16 protein-coding genes are annotated in these 16874 nt (G+C 68.2%); 13 read left to right on the forward strand and 3 right to left on the reverse strand.

The features are described 5' to 3' along the window. Positions 1–69 precede the first annotated feature (69 nt). The gene (locus QNO06_RS06635; protein WP_284015187.1) at positions 70–501 is read left to right on the forward strand and encodes a (deoxy)nucleoside triphosphate pyrophosphohydrolase; all 432 of its coding nucleotides are present in this window, start codon (positions 70–72) and stop codon (positions 499–501) included. Positions 502–505: 4 nt separating this feature from the next. On the opposite strand, the gene QNO06_RS06640 is transcribed toward QNO06_RS06635, so the two are convergent. Together QNO06_RS06640 and QNO06_RS06645 are read right to left on the reverse strand one after the other, a co-directional pair. Next, complete coding sequence (locus QNO06_RS06640) at positions 506–1579, reverse strand: Rv2578c family radical SAM protein (RefSeq protein ID WP_227914039.1); 1074 nt, start codon at positions 1577–1579, stop codon at positions 506–508. 32 nt (positions 1580–1611) lie between these two features. Beyond that, a complete protein-coding gene (locus QNO06_RS06645) occupies positions 1612–2097 on the reverse strand; it encodes a hypothetical protein (RefSeq protein ID WP_227914040.1) in 486 nt (161 codons plus the stop codon). A 117-nt stretch (positions 2098–2214) separates the two neighbouring features. Between QNO06_RS06645 and pheS the strand changes: the two genes are divergently transcribed. Both pheS and pheT read left to right on the forward strand, forming a co-directional pair. Then, positions 2215–3312 carry a phenylalanine--tRNA ligase subunit alpha gene (gene pheS / locus QNO06_RS06650; protein ID WP_227914041.1) on the forward strand — a complete coding sequence of 366 codons (1098 nt, stop codon included), beginning with the start codon at positions 2215–2217 and terminating at the stop codon, positions 3310–3312. After that, positions 3313–5850, forward strand: a complete 2538-nt coding sequence (pheT, locus tag QNO06_RS06655; RefSeq protein ID WP_227914042.1) for a phenylalanine--tRNA ligase subunit beta — start codon at positions 3313–3315, stop codon at positions 5848–5850. Between the two features lie 63 nt (positions 5851–5913). Here the strand turns inward: pheT and QNO06_RS06660 are convergent, their stop codons facing one another. After that, the gene (locus QNO06_RS06660; protein ID WP_227914043.1) at positions 5914–6876 is read right to left on the reverse strand and encodes a quinone oxidoreductase family protein; all 963 of its coding nucleotides are present in this window, start codon (positions 6874–6876) and stop codon (positions 5914–5916) included. A 107-nt stretch (positions 6877–6983) separates the two neighbouring features. Here QNO06_RS06660 and argC point away from each other — a divergent pair, with 107 nt between their 5' ends. The 10 genes from argC (at position 6984) to QNO06_RS06710 (ending at position 16867) form a co-directional block, all read left to right on the forward strand. Further along, positions 6984–8015, forward strand: a complete 1032-nt coding sequence (argC, locus tag QNO06_RS06665; protein WP_227914044.1) for an N-acetyl-gamma-glutamyl-phosphate reductase — start codon at positions 6984–6986, stop codon at positions 8013–8015. Then, the gene (gene argJ, locus QNO06_RS06670) at positions 8015–9220 is read left to right on the forward strand and encodes a bifunctional glutamate N-acetyltransferase/amino-acid acetyltransferase ArgJ (RefSeq protein ID WP_227914045.1); all 1206 of its coding nucleotides are present in this window, start codon (positions 8015–8017) and stop codon (positions 9218–9220) included. The genes argC and argJ overlap by 1 nt, the downstream gene beginning before the upstream one ends. A 13-nt stretch (positions 9221–9233) precedes the next feature. Then, the gene (gene argB / locus QNO06_RS06675; protein WP_227914046.1) at positions 9234–10157 is read left to right on the forward strand and encodes an acetylglutamate kinase; all 924 of its coding nucleotides are present in this window, start codon (positions 9234–9236) and stop codon (positions 10155–10157) included. Then, positions 10154–11383 (forward strand): acetylornithine transaminase, encoded by a 1230-nt coding sequence (locus QNO06_RS06680; RefSeq protein WP_227914047.1) that lies wholly within the window; start codon positions 10154–10156, stop codon positions 11381–11383. The genes argB and QNO06_RS06680 overlap by 4 nt, the downstream gene beginning before the upstream one ends. Continuing rightward, positions 11380–12345, forward strand: coding sequence for an ornithine carbamoyltransferase (argF, locus tag QNO06_RS06685; protein ID WP_227914048.1), 966 nt, complete (start codon positions 11380–11382; stop codon positions 12343–12345). The genes QNO06_RS06680 and argF overlap by 4 nt, the downstream gene beginning before the upstream one ends. Beyond that, a complete protein-coding gene (locus QNO06_RS06690; protein ID WP_227914049.1) occupies positions 12342–12878 on the forward strand; it encodes an arginine repressor in 537 nt (178 codons plus the stop codon). Before argF ends, QNO06_RS06690 begins: the two co-directional genes overlap by 4 nt. Positions 12879–12959: 81 nt before the next feature. After that, a complete protein-coding gene (locus QNO06_RS06695) occupies positions 12960–14168 on the forward strand; it encodes an argininosuccinate synthase (RefSeq protein WP_227914050.1) in 1209 nt (402 codons plus the stop codon). A gap of 4 nt (positions 14169–14172) precedes the next feature. Beyond that, positions 14173–15630, forward strand: a complete 1458-nt coding sequence (argH, locus tag QNO06_RS06700; RefSeq protein WP_227914051.1) for an argininosuccinate lyase — start codon at positions 14173–14175, stop codon at positions 15628–15630. A gap of 23 nt (positions 15631–15653) precedes the next feature. Further along, complete coding sequence (locus QNO06_RS06705) at positions 15654–16172, forward strand: pyridoxine/pyridoxamine 5'-phosphate oxidase (protein WP_227914052.1); 519 nt, start codon at positions 15654–15656, stop codon at positions 16170–16172. Between the two features lie 35 nt (positions 16173–16207). Beyond that, positions 16208–16867, forward strand: coding sequence for a DNA-3-methyladenine glycosylase (locus QNO06_RS06710; protein WP_227914053.1), 660 nt, complete (start codon positions 16208–16210; stop codon positions 16865–16867). Positions 16868–16874: the final 7 nt, after the last annotated feature.

The raw sequence follows: 16874 nt of genomic DNA on the forward strand, positions 1-16874 counted from the left end.
GCCAACAAACCAGCGCAGGACCAGCAGACGGTTATCCCCGCAGTACAGGAACACCCGGATCAACACCAGGTGGGCCTCAAGCAGGTGGTGGGGGCGGCCGTGGTGGACCGCCTCGAATCGCCCTCCCTGCTGCTGGCAGCACGCCGCAGCGCTCCTGTCGCCCTTGCCGGACTGTGGGAATTCCCCGGCGGCAAGGTCGAACCCGGTGAAGGATGCACTGAAGCCCTGCACCGCGAGCTGGCGGAGGAGCTGGGTATCCGGGTTCGGCTGGGTGCGGAAGTCGAGGGGCCGCTGGTCCAGGGCTGGCAGCTCAACCGGAACGCTGCCATGCGGGTGTGGCTGGCCGAAGTTACGCACGGGTCCCCGGAGCCGTTGGAGGACCACGATGAGCTGCGGTGGGTGGAGCTGGAGCGCAGCGCGTTGAGCCGACTGGAGTGGATACCCGCCGACCTGCCGATCGTGGGTGCGCTGCTGGATGCAGTTGCCGCCCGGCAGGACTAGGTTCCTAGAACAGGGCGGCCTGGTCGGCGGCCGCTACACCTGCCGGGGCAGCCGGCGAGGCTTTCGCTGCCGCGGGCCGCAGGAACCGGGCTCCGCCGGTAAAGCCGTACTTGGCCTTAAAGAAGCGGATGCGTCCGGCCAGCCAGTCCCGGTATTCCTGGGACGCATAGGTTCCCTTCCCGTACAGGCGTTGGTACCGGGCGGTGAGGTCCGGGTAGTGGCGTGCCAGGAACTCCATGTACCACTCCCGCGCGCCGGGGCGCAGGTGCAGGGCTCCGGCGGTGACGCCGGTGGCTCCCGCCTCGGCGAGGGCCGAGAACAGTGCGTCCAGGGACTCATCGCCGTCCGTCAGCCACGGCAGGATGGGCATGGCCATGACCGAGCAGGGCAGTCCGGCGTCGCGGAGGCGCCGAATCAGGTCCAACCGGGCACGGGGCGTGGGTGTTCCGGGTTCGGCCACCTTGGCCAGTGCGGGGTCAACCAGTGCCAGCGAGATGCCCATGCCGATTTCCGTGGACGCAGAGGCTTCCTTGAGCAGCGGGATGTCGCGCGCCAGCAGGGTCCCCTTGGTCAGGATGGAGAAGGGGGTGCCGCTGTCCGCCAGGGCGCGGATAATTCCGGGCATCAGCTTGTAGCGGCCCTCGGCCCGCTGATAGGGGTCGGTGTTGGTGCCCATTGCCACGTGGTGGTGCTGCCAGGACGGGCGGGCAAGTTCCCGGCGCAGAACCTCTGCCGCATTGACCTTGACCACCAGCTGGCTGTCGAAATCGGCACCGCTGTCCAGGTCCAGGTACGTGTGGGTCTTGCGGGCGAAACAATATACGCACCCGTGGCTGCAGCCCCGGTACGGGTTCACCGTCCACTCAAACGGCATGTTGGAGCCGCCGCCCACCTTGTTCAGCACCGATTTGGCGGCCACCTCATGGAAGGTCACGCCGGCGAAGTCGGGAGTGCGGACTGTGCGGACGAGTCCCTGCAGCGGGATCAGCGCATCGGCAGGCGCCGGTAGGAGCTGCGGGGCGGGTTCCTCCGCCGGTGCTGTAGTTGGAGCGTTCAGTTCCTGGCCTTGCCACCTCATTCCCTCATTAGAACATACGTTCTAATGCCGGGCTACCCTTTGTGGCCCCGGATACCTTCCGGGCGGTAGCCGCCGTCATGAATGCCTGCCAACCGTTCAAAGGGATTCGCCGACGCCGGATCGCCGGCTGCCGCGCGCGAGAGGACCGACGCGGCGGCATACAGGGGCAGGAAAAACGGGCCCAGCAGGGCGTACTGCGTGCTGTGCCGCATCTCGTGGCGGAGCAGGGGGCTGTTGTCCGCGGTGATGCGCCGGGCCGTGGACCCGGGGTAGAGGATCACGTTGCCAACCGTGAAGGCGGCGGCTCGGGGAAGGGCAAGCGGATATCCTTCGGCGAGCAGTACTCCATTGGGCCCGGGCCGTACCCGGCAGCCGGTGAACCGGGCCAGGGCCAGACCGGCAGGCGTGGAGAGGTTCACGATATTGGCCCAGCGGCGAACCCGCAGCGCCCTGCTCCGCGGTCCGGTGCGGCGGGGACGAGCCGAATGCAGTCGAAAACGCGGCATAGATTCAGACACGGGACCTCCTCAATGGCACCCGGACCGGTTGCATGACGGCCCCCGCAGGGGGCGTCTACTAGACTTGCCATGATAAGCCAGAACCCAACTAGGGCCGGAAACAGGTAAGAACCGTACATGTCTAACTCCACACCGGGGACTGGTTCCCCAGACACCTCCCCTGAGGGCGCCCTGCCCGAGCCGCCGAATCCGCTGGATGAAGCCGCAATTGCTGCTGCCGTCGAGCAGGCGCTCGCCGCCATTGCCGCTGCCGCGGACCTCGACGGCCTGAAGGAAGTCCGTATTGCCGTCACCGGCGAAAAGTCTCCGCTCAGCCTCGCCAACCGGACCATCGGCAAGCTGCCCAAGGACCAGAAGGCGGCAGCCGGAAAGCTGGTAGGCCCGGCACGCGGCCGGATCAATGCGGCGCTCGCCGCCCGGACCGTTGAACTCGAAGCCGAGCGTGATGCGCGGATCCTCGTGGAAGAGGCCGTTGACGTCACGGCCGCCCCGCGCCGCCGCCGCATCGGCGGCCGCCACCCCATCTCCACGCTGCAGGACCGTGTGGCGGATGTGTTTGTGGGGATGGGCTGGGAGATCGCCGAAGGCCCCGAGGTGGAATCCGAGTGGTTCAACTTCGACGCCCTGAACTTCAAGCCGGACCACCCCGCACGCGAAATGCAGGACACCTTCTTCGTTGAGCCGCCGGAAGCCCACCTGGTGATGCGCACGCACACCTCGCCGGTCCAGGTCCGGTCCATGCTGGAACGCGACCTGCCGATCTACGTGCTGTGCCCGGGCAAGGTGTTCCGCACAGACGAGCTCGATGCCACGCACACCCCGGTCTTCCACCAGTTCGAGGGCCTGGCCATCGACAAGGGGCTGACCATGGCGGATCTGGTGGGCACCCTGGAGCACTTCACCCGTGTGCTGTTCGGCGACGAGGCGAAGGTTCGGTTGCGGCCGAACTACTTCCCCTTCACCGAGCCCAGCGCCGAGCTGGACATCTGGCACCCCGGTGCCAAGGGCGGCCCGCGCTGGATCGAGTGGGGCGGCTGCGGCATGGTCAACCCCCACGTGCTCCGCGCCGCCGGGATCGATCCCGAGGTCTACTCAGGTTTTGCCTTCGGCATGGGCATTGACCGTGCCCTCATGTTCCGCAACGAAGTTTCGGACATGCACGAAATGATCGAAGGCGACGTACGTTTCAGCGAACACTTCGGGATGGAGATCTAAGTGAGAATCCCACTTTCCTGGCTGCGCGAGTATGCCCAGGTTCCGGCGGACGCAACCGCCGAAGACATCATGGAAGACCTGGTGAAGGTTGGCCTGGAGGAAGAGGACGTCCACCGTCCCGCCGACGAGCTGCAGGGTCCCATTGTGGTGGGCCAGGTGCTCAGCATGGAGCCCGAGCCCCAGAGCAACGGCAAGACCATTAACTGGTGCTCGGTCCGCGTGGTCCCCGAAGGCGCCGAACAGAGCCTGACCGGCAAGGGCATTGAGCCTACCGGTGTACAGGGCATCGTTTGCGGCGCGCACAACTTCAAGGTGGGGGACAAGGTTGTAGTCACCCTGCCCGGCGCCGTGCTGCCCGGAGACTTCAGGATCAGCCCGCGCAAGACCTACGGCCACGTTTCCGCCGGCATGATCGCCTCCGTGCGTGAACTGGGTATCGGTGATGACCACGACGGCATCCTGGTTCTTTCCACCCTGGGGCTTGATCCCGAGGTGGGCACCGACGCCATGGAGCTGCTGGGCCTGTATGACCAGGCCGCGGAAATCAACGTCACCCCGGACCGCGGCTACGTCTTCTCCATCCGCGGCGCCGCACGCGAATACGCGCACGCCACCGGCACCAAGTTCACCGACCCGGCCGCCGCCGTCGCCGTGCCCATCGCCGACGGCATGGGCTACCCCGTCCGCCTGCAGGATGAGGCGCCCATATATGGCAAGCCTGGCTGCGACCGGTTCGTGGCCCGTACTGTGCGCGGTGTGGATCCGTCCCGGCCCACCCCGCCGTGGATGTCCTCCCGCCTGCGCCTGGCCGGCATGCGCTCCATCTCCCTGGTGGTGGACATTTCCAACTACGTGATGCTCGAGCTCGGCCAGCCGCTGCACTTCTACGACCTGGATAAGCTCACCGGCGAAATCGTGGTCCGCCGCGCCGCCGACGGTGAAACCCTGAAGACCCTGGATGAGAAGGAGCGCCGGCTATCTCCGGAGGACCTGCTCATCACCGACGGCTCCGGTGCCATCGGCATTGCAGGTGTGATGGGCGGAGCGGCCACGGAGGTGTCCGGCAGCACCCAGAACGTCCTGATCGAGGCTGCGCACTTCGAGGAAGTTAGCATTGCCCGCTCCCGCCGCCGTCATCGGCTGCCCTCCGAAGCGTCCAAGCGCTTCGAACGCGGCGTGGACTGGAACGTGGCCGACGTCGCCGCCCAGCGCGCGGTGGACCTGCTGGTGGAACTGGCAGGGGGCACCGCCGATGAGTCCATTACCGACGTCGGCGCCGCTCCGGCGCCGCGCCGCATCGAGCTGCCGGTGGACTTCCCGTCCCGCTTGATCGGACTGGACTTCACCGAATCCCAGATCACCGGCACGCTGGAAGACCTGGGCGCCTCCGTGGAGAAGACCGACGCCGGTTACCTGGTCACGCCGCCGAGCTGGCGCCCCGACCTGGAGACCCGCGAGGACCTGACCGAGGAAATCATCCGGCTGGTCGGTTACGACAAGATTCCTTCCACTCTGCCCGTGGCCCCTCCCGGGCGGGGACTGACCCGGCTGCAGCAGCAGCGCCGCCGGTTGATGCAGTCCCTGGCGGCCGCCGGGCTCACCGAAGTGCTGGCCTACCCGTTCGTCACCGAAGCGGACAACAACACCTTCGGTACGCCGGAGGGCGGTGTGCAGGCACTGAAGCTGGCCAACCCGCTCAGCGCCGAATACGGCTACCTGCGCACCTCGGTGCTGCCGGGCCTGTTCGAGGTGGCCAAGCGCAACATGTCGCGCGGCTTCCGCGACTTGGCCCTGTTTGAATCCGGCACGGTCTTCCTGCCGGGCGAACACCTGGGCACCAAGAGCATCCCGCCGCTGGGGGCCAAGCCGTCCGAAGAGGTCCTGGACGAGCTGTACGCCGGCATCCCCGACCAGCCGCTGCACGTGGGTGTCCTGCTCGCCGGACACGAGTCCGCCCCGGGTGCCGGCAACACGCCGCGCACCTGGGACTGGGCCGACGCCGTCGACTTCGCCCGGCTGATGGGCGATGTCCTGGGTGTGGAGCTGGTGGTGGAGCAGGGCAGCCACCAGGCCTTCCACCCCGGCCGCACCGCCCGCATTGCGCTGCGCAGCGGTGGAACCGTGGGCTACGCCGGCGAGCTGCACCCGAAGCTGCTCGCAGAGCGGGACATGCCGGCCCGGACGGTTGCTGCTGAGCTGGATGTCGACGCTCTCTTTGATGCCGCGCCGGACGTCATTGTGGCGCGGCCGATCTCCAGCTTCCCCATCTCCACGCAGGACGTGGCGCTGGTGGTGGCTGAGGATGTTCCCGCCGAGCACGTCCGCGAGGCCCTGCGTGAAGGTGCCGGCGAGCTGCTCGAAGACGTGGCGCTGTTCGACGTTTACGCCGGCTCCGGCATCGATCCCGGGCATAAGTCGCTGGCGTTCGCACTGCGCTTCCGCGCTGCTGACCGGACGCTGACCGCCGATGAGGCCTCGGAGGCACGTGCTGCCGCCGTCGCCCTGGCGGCCGAACGCTTCGGCGCCGTCCAGCGCTAGCCGCAGCCGCACCGCCTAGAAGGGCCCCGCCGGAGCACTCCGGCGGGGCCCTTCGCTGTTTAGCTAGGGCACCAGGATCACCTTTCCGGTGGTCTTCCGGCCCTCCAGATCAGCCTGAGCGCGTGCCGCTTCGGCCAGCGGGTACGTTTGGCCGATCCGTACCTTCAGCGATCCGGCCAGCACCGCCTCGAAAAGCTCCCGTGCCCGCCACTGCCGTTCTTCCGTGGTCAGGAGATAGTGCGCCAGCGTGGGACGGGTCAGGAACAGGGAGCCGGAGGAATTCAGCCGCTGGATGTCGAACGGGGGCACCTGCCCGGACGCACCTCCGAAGAGCACCAGCATGCCGCGGGGGCGCAGGCTGGCCAGGGAGCCGTCGAACGTTGCCGCGCCGACGCCGTCGAACACCACATCCACGCCGGTGCCGCCGGTCAGCGCACGGACCTGGCCGGGGAATCCGTCATAGCGCAGCACATGGTCCGCCCCGGCGCCGCGCGCCAGGGCTTCCTTCTCCTCGGTGGAGACCGTGGTCATCACGGTGGCACCCTTGGCCTTGAGCAGCTGGATCAGCAGCAGGCCCACCCCGCCGGCGCCGGCATGCACCAGTACCGTTTGCCCTTCCTGCACGGGAAAGGTGGAGTTGCACAGGTAATGCGCCGTCATGCCCTGCATCATCAGGGCGGCCGCCGTCTCGTCATCCACGCCGGCGGGGACGGGCAGCGCGGCGTCGGCGTCCATCAGGGTGTACTGGGCGTAGGTCCCGCCGCCCTCGGCCGTGGCCACCCGGTTCCCTTCCCGGAACCCGGATTCCAGACCTGCGGAAACAACCGTTCCTGCCGCCTCGGCACCCGGTATGAAGGGATATGACATCGGATAGACGCCGCCGCGCTTATAGGTGTCGATGAAGTTCACACCGGCGGCGGCCACCTTCACCAGGACCTCGCGCGGCCCCGGTTCGGGCAGGTCAACGTCCTCATAGCGCAGGATTTCGGGCCCGCCGGCCCGCGGGACAACAATGGCTTTGTGCATGGCAGAACCTCTTTGCTTGGCTCGTACGGGCTGGCTTGATGTGCTTCCTATCATACGGTTTGCATAATTATTGGGAGTCATGCATAAATGTGCTGTAGGGTGATGGCATGACGATTTCCGTAGCAGTATCCGGCGCCAGCGGCTATGCCGGCGGGGAAGTGCTGCGCCTGCTGGCCGGCCATCCGGAGGTAAGCATCGGCGCCATCACCGCGCACAGCAATGCCGGGACCCGGCTGGGCGAGCTCCAGCCGCACCTGCATTCGCTGGCCGACCGTGTGCTGGCAGAAACCACCGTGGAGAACCTTGCCGGCCACGACGTCGTGTTCCTGGCCCTGCCGCACGGTGCCAGCGCCGCCATTGCCGCGCAGCTGGATCCGGGCACCCTGGTGATCGATGCCGGCGCTGACCACCGGCTGGAGGATCCGCAGGCCTGGGAAAAGTTCTATGGCTCCGCGCATGCCGGCACCTGGCCCTACGGCCTGCCGGAACTGCCCGGGCACCGCGACCGGCTCAAGGGTGCACGCCGGATTGCCGTTCCCGGCTGCTATCCGACCAGTTCACTGCTGGCCCTGGCACCTGGTTTCGCCGCCGGGCTGCTGGAGCCCGACGACGTCGTGATCGTTGCCGCGTCCGGCACCTCAGGCGCCGGCAAAGCCGCCAAACCGCACCTGCTCGGCTCCGAAGTCCTGGGCGGCATGAGCCCGTACGGCGTAGGCGGCGGGCACCGGCACACCCCGGAAATTGAACAGGGCCTTTCCGCAGCCGCAGGTGTTGCCGTGGCAGTGTCCTTTACGCCCACCCTGGCACCGATGGCCCGCGGCATCCTGACCACCGCCACCGCCAAGGTCCGCCCCGGCGTCGACCCGGCAGCGCTGCGCACGGCCTGGGAAGCGGCCTACGCCGGCGAGCAGTTTGTCCGCGTGCTGCCGGAAGGGCAGTGGCCGGCCACCAAAATGGTGGTGGGCTCCAACTATGCCGCGCTGCAGCTGGCCTATGATCCGCACGCCAACCGCGTGGTGGTTAGCTGCGTCATCGACAACCTCACCAAGGGAACTGCCGGCGGTGCCGTGCAGTCCATGAACATAGCCCTCGGCCTGGATGAAGCCGCGGGACTGACGCAGCAGGGGGTGGCTCCGTAATGAGTGCCGCAGCAACAGCAACCAGCACCGGCCGGGCCACCGGAGTCACCGCCCCGGCCGGGTTCCGTGCCGCCGGCGTGACCGCCGGCCTGAAGGACTCCGGCGGACGCGACGTCGCCCTGGTGGTCAACGACGGACCGGTGAAGTCCGCCGCAGCAGTGTTCACCCGCAACCGGGTAGCCGCGGCCCCCGTGCTGTGGTCCCGGCAGGCCGTCTCCGACGGACGGGCCGACGCCGTCATCCTGAACTCCGGTGGGGCCAACGCCTGCACCGGCGCCGAGGGGTTCCGGAACACCCACGCCACCGCCGAGAAAACCGCTGAACTGCTCGGGATCAGCGCCTCGGATGTACTGGTCTGCTCCACCGGGCTGATCGGCGTCCAGCTGCCGATGGACCGGCTCCTGCCCGGTGTCCAGGCCGCCGTGACGGAACTGGACGGCGACGGCGGGGCGGACGCCGCGCACGCCATCATGACCACCGACACGGTGGCCAAGCAGGCCGTCTTCACCGGCACGGACAGCTCCGGCCGCGGCTACAGCATCGGCGGAATGGCCAAGGGCGCCGGCATGCTCGCCCCGGGGCTGGCCACCATGCTGGTGGTGCTGACCACCGACGCGGAACTCGCCGCTGAAGAGCTTGATGCCGCGCTCCGTGCCGCCACCGCCGTCACGTTCGACCGCACCGACTCCGACGGCTGCATGTCCACCAATGACACCGTGGTCCTGATGGCCTCCGGCGCTTCCGGTGCCGTGCCGGACCGGGACGCGTTCATTGCCGGACTGACTGAGGTCTGCCATTCCCTGGCGCAGCAGCTCATCACCGACGCCGAGGGCGCCAGCCACGACATCGCGATCACCACGGTCAACGCGGCCACCGTGGCCGATGCCGAAACGGCCTCCCGCGCCGTCGCCCGCTCCAACCTCTTCAAGACCGCCATCTTCGGCAACGACCCGAACTGGGGACGTGTGCTCTCCGCTGTGGGAACTACCGACGCTGCATTCGAACCGGACCGGATCGATGTAAGCATCAACGGGGTGCAGGTCTGCCGCGACGGCGGGATCGGCGAACCCCGCGAGGGTGTAGACCTGGCGCCGCGTGCCGTGAGCGTGCAGATCGACCTGCACGCCGGCACGGAAAGCGCCACCATCTGGACGAATGACCTGACCACGGACTACGTCCACGAGAATTCGGCCTACAGCAGCTGAGCGGGGGAGAACCATGAGCACACCAGCAGCAGCCGGGGAACGGCTGCAGGCACAGGACAAGGCGGCAACGCTGATCGAGGCACTGCCTTGGATCCAGCGGTTCGCCGGCACCACCATGGTGATCAAATACGGCGGCAACGCCATGGTCAACGAGGAGCTGCGCCGCGCCTTCGCCGAGGACATTGTTTTCCTGCACCATGCCGGTGTGCACCCGGTGGTGGTGCACGGCGGCGGTCCGCAGATCAACGCCTTCCTGGAGCGGCTCGGAATCGAATCGGAGTTCCGCGGCGGCCTGCGCGTGACCACTCCTGAAGCGATGGACGCTGTCCGGATGGTGTTGACCGGCCAGGTGGGGCGGGAACTGGTGGGACTGATCAATTCCCACGGCCCCTACGCCGTTGGGCTGTCCGGGGAAGACGCCGCACTGCTGCAGGCAACACGGACCGGCGTGGTGATTGACGGAGAAGAAGTCGACCTCGGCCTGGTCGGGGAGGTGGTGGGCGTCAACCCGGGGTCCATCCTGGACCTCCTGGCCGCCGGACGCATCCCGGTCATCAGCACCGTGGCTCCCGAGGTCAACGCCGACGGCGAACCCACCGGCCAGGTGCTCAACGTCAACGCCGATACCGCCGCTTCGGCACTGGCCGTTGCCCTGCGGGCCTCCCGCCTGGTGGTGCTCACCGATGTGGAAGGGCTGTACGAGCAGTGGCCGGACAAATCCTCGCTCATCTCCTCGCTGACCACCGGGGAACTGCGGGCCATGCTGCCGTCGCTCGAATCCGGGATGATCCCCAAGATGCAGGCCTGTCTGGCCGCCGTGGACGGCGGGGTGGAGCGCGCCGCCGTCGTGGACGGGCGGATGGCGCACTCGATGCTGCTGGAAATCTTCACCGAGGCCGGAATCGGCACCCAGGTTGTCCCCGAGGAGGCGAAATGAGCAGCTCCGCAGACTGGCTGCACCGCTACGACACGGCCCTGATGGGCGTCTTCGGTGCCCCGCAGCGCGTCCTGGTGCGCGGCAGCGGCTGCTACGTGGAGGACGCCGACGGAAAGCAGTACCTGGACCTGCTTGCAGGGATAGCGGTCAACGCCCTCGGGCACGCCCATCCGGCCCTGGTGTCGGCCGTCTCCGGGCAGCTGGGAAAACTCGGACACGTCTCCAACTTCTTCACCAGCCCGGCCCAGGTGCTCCTGGCCGAGCGCCTGCTGGAACTGGCCGGCGCACCGGAGGGCTCCAAGGCGTTCTTCGTGAACTCCGGCACCGAGGCCAACGAGGCGGCCTTCAAGCTGGCCCGCCGCAACGCGGACCCCGCGGCCGGCCGGACCCGCATCCTTGCCCTGGAGGGCGCATTCCACGGCAGGACCATGGGGGCACTGGCACTCACCGCCAAGCCGGCCTACCGCGAGCCGTTCGAACCGCTGCCCGGGGGAGTGGAGCACCTTCCCTTCGGTGACACCGACGCCCTGGTCAACGCGGTGGATTCCACCGTCGCGGCGGTGTTCCTGGAACCCATCCAGGGCGAGGCCGGCGTACGGATGCTCCCCGACGGCTACCTGCAGGCGGCCCGTGAGGCCACCCGCGCCGCCGGCGCGCTGCTGATCATCGACGAGGTGCAGACCGGTATCGGCCGGACCGGCAAGTGGTTCGCCTCCGAGGGCGTCCAGCCGGACGCGATGACCCTGGCCAAGGGGCTGGGCGGCGGTTTCCCCGTGGGGGCGCTGCTGACCTTCGGTGAACAGGTTTCCGGCCTGCTCAGCCCCGGCATGCACGGGACCACGTTCGGCGGAAACCCCGTAGCAGCGGCAGCTGCGCTGGCCACGCTCTCGGTCCTGGAGTCGGAGGAACTGCTGGCCAACACCGCGGCCACCGGCAAGTACCTGCGCCGGGAACTGGCCGCACTGGACGGTGTGGCTCAGGTGCGCGGCGATGGGTTCCTGATCGGCATCGACCTGGATGCCCCGATTGCTCCGGCTGCAGTTGCAGCGGCACTGGAGGCCGGGTTCATCATTAACAGCACCGGACCGGCAACGCTGCGCCTGGCACCGCCGCTGATCCTCACCGCCGAGCAGGCCGGGACCTTCCTGGCCGCACTGCCCGGCATCCTGCACCGCGCCGCCACCGTCCCCGGCCCGTCCGGCACAACCCCTGAAGGAAAACCATGACCCGTCATTTCCTGGTCGACACCGACCTCACCCAGGCGGAGCAGGCCGAGGTCCTCGATCTGGCTGCCGTCCTGAAAAAGGACCGTTACAAGTACCAGCCGTTCGCCGGCGAGTCCACCGGCCGGAAGACCGTGGCCGTCATCTTCGACAAAACGTCCACCCGCACCCGGGTCTCCTTTGCCGCCGGCATTTCGGACTTGGGCGGCGTACCCCTGATCATCGGCGCGGGGGATTCCCAGCTGGGGCACAAGGAAAGCGTGGCGGACACCACCAAGGTGCTCGACCGCATGGTCTCCACCATCGTCTGGCGCACCTACGCGCAGTCCGGCCTGGAGGAAATGGCCGCGAACTCCGCGGTGCCCGTCATCAACGCGCTTTCCGACGACTACCACCCCTGCCAGCTGCTTGCGGACCTGCTGACCATCCGCGAGCACAAGGGCACCCTCGCCGGACTGACCCTGACCTACCTGGGCGACTGCGCCAACAACATGGCCAACTCCTACCTGCTCGCCGGTGTCACCGCCGGCATGCACGTGCGGGTGGCCGGGCCGCTGGGCTACCTGCCGGATCCCAAGATTGTCGACGCCGCAGCCGCCCGCGCCGAAGAGACCGGCGGATCGGTGATGATCACCACCGACGCCGCCGAAGCGCTGGCGGGAGCCGACGTCGTCGCCACCGACACGTGGGTGTCCATGGGCCAGGAAGCCGAAAAGGCTGCCCGGCAGGAACTGTTCCGCAGCTACGCCGTGGACGGCGAGGCCATGGCACAGGCCGCGGACGACGCCGTCGTCCTGCACTGCCTGCCCGCCTACCGCGGTTACGAGATCTCCGCCGACGTGATTGACGGGCCGCAGTCCCTGGTGTGGGAAGAGGCCGAAAACCGCCTGCACGCGCAGAAGGCCCTGATGGTCTGGTTGATGGCGCGTTCGGGCCTGACCGGAACCCCGGAGGCACGCGCATGACCATGCCAGCCACAAAGACTGCGCGCCAGGCGCGCATCCGCACGCTGCTGACCGGGCTTTCGGTCCGGTCCCAGGCCGAACTCGCCGCGCTGCTTGCCGACGACGGCGTGCAGGTCACGCAGGCGACGCTGTCCCGCGACCTCGTGGAACTGGGCGCCGTGCGCATGCGCGGCAAGGACGGCGCCCTGGTGTACGCCGTCCCGTCCGAGGGCGGGGAGCGGGCCCCGAAGTCCGGGGTCACCCAGGAGGTGCTGGACGCCCGGTTGGCCCGGCTATGCGGGGAACTGCTGGTCACCGCCGAAGCGTCCGCGAACATCGTTGTGCTGCGCACCCCGCCGGGAGCGGCCAACTTCCTGGCCCTGGCGATTGACCACTCCGTGCTTCCGTCGGTCCTGGGCACCATTGCCGGCGACGACACCGTCATGATGGTGACGCGTGACCCCGACGGCGGACCGGATCTGGCGGCCCGCTTCCTGCGGATAGCCGACGAAGCCAGCAACAACGGCTCGGCACCCGAGAGCCGGATCCTGTAGCTGCTTCCCGGCAGCTGCAACCCCATACTTCAACCAACCAGCGGCCCCGCGGGCCGCGAACCAATGCAAGAGGAGCATTTCGTGAGCGAACGTATTGTTCTGGCCTACTCAGGTGGCCTGGATACGTCAGTGGCCATCGGCTGGATTGCCGAGGCAACCGGCGCCGAAGTCATCGCCGTGGCGGTGGACGTGGGACAGGGCGGCGAGTCCCTGGAAACCATCCGCCAGCGCGCCCTGGACTGCGGTGCCGTGGAAGCCTACGTGGCGGACGCCCGCGAAGAGTTCGCCAGCGAATACTGCATGCCGGCACTGAAGGCCAACGCCCTGTACATGGACGCCTACCCGCTGGTCTCCGCGCTGTCCCGCCCGGTGATCGTCAAGCACCTGGTTGCTGCAGCCCGCCAGTTCGGCGCCACCACCGTTTCCCACGGCTGCACCGGCAAGGGCAACGACCAGGTCCGCTTCGAAGTTGGCATCCAGACGCTGGGCCCGGACCTGAAGTGCATCGCCCCGGTCCGTGACCTCGCGCTGACCCGCGACAAGGCCATTGCCTTCGCCGAGGAGAAGAACCTGCCGATCGTCACCACCAAGAAGAACCCGTTCTCCATCGATGCCAACGTCTGGGGGCGCGCCGTGGAGACCGGCTTCCTGGAAGACATCTGGAACGGCCCCACGCCGGACGTCTACGAGTACACCTCGGACCCGGCGTCCGCTCCGGCGCCCGACGAAGTGGTCATCACGTTCAAGGAAGGTGTGCCGGTGGCCATCGACGGCAAGCCCGTCACTCCGTTGCAGGCCATCGAGGAAATGAACCGTCGTGCCGGCGCACAGGGCATCGGCCGGATCGACATCGTCGAGGACCGCCTGGTGGGCATCAAGAGCCGCGAAATCTACGAAGCGCCCGGCGCCATGGCACTGATGGCCGCGCACCGCGAACTGGAAAACGTCACGGTGGAGCGCGAGCAGGCCCGCTTCAAGAAGACGGTTGGCCAGCGCTGGACCGAACTGGTTTACGACGGCCAGTGGTTCTCCCCGCTGAAGCAGTCCCTGGATGCCTTCATCGGCGACACCCAGAAGTACGTTTCCGGCGACATCCGCATGACGCTGGATGCCGGCCGCCCGGTAGTGACCGGCCGGCGTTCGGATTCCTCGCTGTATGACTTCAACCTGGCCACCTACGACACCGGTGACAGCTTCGACCAGTCCATGGCCCGCGGCTTCATTGAGCTGTTCGGCATGTCCTCCAAGGTGGCCTCCGGCCGCGACCAGCGCCTAGCAGAAGGTAAGTAAGAAGATGACAGACGGCAAGTCGCCAGAAGAAGCAACGGGTTCCGGGTCCGCCGGATCAACCGTCCAGGGCGCGCTGTGGGGCGGCCGGTTTGCTGGCGGTCCGGCGGACGCCCTTGCCGCGCTGAGCAAATCCACCCACTTCGACTGGCGGCTTGCCGGCTATGACATCGCCGGTTCCCGTGCCCACGCCCGCGTGCTGCACAAAGCCGGCCTGCTCGACGACGGCGAGCTGGCGGGGATGCTCGCAGCCCTGGACCAGCTCGACGCCGACGTGAAGTCCGGCGCGTATGTCCCGGCCGCGTCCGACGAGGATGTGCACGGATCCCTGGAGCGCGGCCTGATTGAGCGCGCCGGTGCCCAGCTGGGCGGCAAACTGCGGGCCGGACGGTCCCGCAATGACCAGATCGCCACGCTCGGCCGGATGTACCTGCGGGACCACGCACGGATCATCGGCGCCGGGGTGCTGTCCGTGATCGATGCCCTGGTGGGCCAGGCGCAGGCGCACCTCGGGGTGGCCATGCCGGGCCGCACGCATCTGCAGCATGCCCAGCCCATCCTGCTCAGCCACCACCTGCTGGCCCACGCGTGGGCCCTGCTGCGTGATGTGCAGCGGCTCGCGGACTGGGACAAGCGTGCCGCGGTATCTCCCTACGGTTCCGGCGCCCTGGCCGGTTCCTCCCTGGGCCTGGATCCGAACGCCGTCGCCGCGGACCTCGGGTTCGACTCCGCGGTGTGGAACTCCATTGACGGCACCGCCTCGCGCGACGTGTACGCGGAATTTTCCTGGGTGGCGGCCATGATCGGCGTGGATCTGTCCCGGATCAGCGAGGAAGTCATTCTCTGGGCCACGAAGGAATTCTCCTTCGTCACCCTGGATGACGCCTACTCCACCGGTTCGTCCATCATGCCGCAGAAGAAGAACCCGGACGTGGCCGAACTGGCCCGCGGCAAGGCCGGACGCCTGATCGGCGACCTGACCGGGCTCCTGGCCACCCTCAAGGGACTGCCGCTGGCCTACAACCGCGACCTGCAGGAAGACAAGGAACCGGTCTTCGACGCGGCGGACACCCTGGAACTGCTGCTGCCCGCCGTCTCCGGCATGATCGCCACGCTCAAGTTCAACACCGGCCGGATGCAGTCGCTGGCCCCGCAGGGCTTTGCCCTGGCTACGGACATTGCCGAGTGGCTGGTCCGCCAGGGCGTCCCCTTCCGCCAGGCACATGAACTATCCGGTGCGGCCGTGCAGCTGGCCGAGGGACGCGGCGTCGAACTGTGGGACCTGACCGACGAGGATTATGCCGGGATCTCCCCGCACCTGACACCGGAGGTGCGTACCGTGCTCAGCACCGAAGGCTCACTCGGCAGCCGCAGCTCCCAGGGCGGCACCGCGCGGTCCGCCGTCGAAGCGCAGCTCGCTGAGCTCCACCGGCAGCTGGAGGCAGTGCGCGGCTACGCCGGCTGACGCTGACAGGCTACGCTCGGCCCATGATCAGCGACTTCCGCGCCCAGCTGCGTGCCCTGCCGGACTTTCCAGACGATATGCCGTCCTTCGATCCGCAGACGGCGCCCGGGGATCCCGCGGAACTTTTCCGGAGCTGGCTGGCCGACGCACTGGCGGCCGGAGTGCGGCAACCGCACGCCTTTTCGCTGGCCACGGCCGACGCTGCCGGGCACCCCTCGGCACGGATGCTGATCCTCAAGGACATAAACGACGACGGCTGGCAGTTCGCCACGGCACGCACCTCGCGCAAGGGCGGGGAACTGGCGGAGAACCCGAACGCCGCCATGAATTTCTACTGGCCCGAACTGGGCCGGCAGGTGCGGGTGGCCGGCGGCGTAGTGCTGCTCTCCGCGCAGGCCTCGGCTGCCGACTGGCAGGCGCGGCCGGCGGCGGACGGCAGCCCGAATCCGAACTGGCAGCTGTACGCGTTGCAGCCGCGGGAGATCGAGTTCTGGCAGGCCCGCGCCGACCGGCACCATATCCGGCACCGCTTGGCCCGCTGATCTTGCTGCCGTGCCGATCTTGCTAACGTCGGAGTATGGCTTATGCGAGTGATAGAGAACGGCTGGCCGTGCCGGCCACCGAAGCGGCACGCCACCTGCTGGGGGCGGTGCTGACCCACGACGTCGACGGAGAGCGCGTGAGCGTGCGCATTACCGAGGTTGAGGCCTACATGGGCGACGTGGACCCCGGCTCGCACGCCTTCCGTGGACAGACCGCACGGAACGCCACCATGTTCGGGCCGGCCGGGCACCTGTACGTCTACTTCACCTACGGCATGCATTACTGCGCCAACGTGGTCTGCGGCACCGAAGGCTCCGCGACCGGGCTGCTGCTGCGTGCCGGTGAGGTGGTCGAGGGCGCCGAGACGGCGGCGCTGCGGCGCGGGAACCCACGCTCGCACCTGGATCTGGCGCGCGGCCCGGCCCGGCTCGCCCAGGCCCTGGGGATAGCACGGCCACTGGACGGTGCAGATGTCTTCGCCGATCCGCTGCGGCTCACGCTGCCCGACGAACCCGTGCCCGCCGAGCTGGTATCCACCGGTCCGCGGGTCGGCGTCAGCGGCCCCGGGGGGACAGACGAGTATCCCTGGCGGTACTGGCTGACCGGGGATCCAACTGTCTCGAAGTACCGTCCGGCAGTGCCCCGGCGCCGGCCGGCAGCAGCTGCGCCGGCCGGGAATCCGCAAAACGCATAACGGCGTC

The sequence above is a fragment of the Arthrobacter sp. zg-Y20 genome (assembly GCF_030142075.1).
Taxonomy (GTDB): domain Bacteria; phylum Actinomycetota; class Actinomycetes; order Actinomycetales; family Micrococcaceae; genus Arthrobacter_B.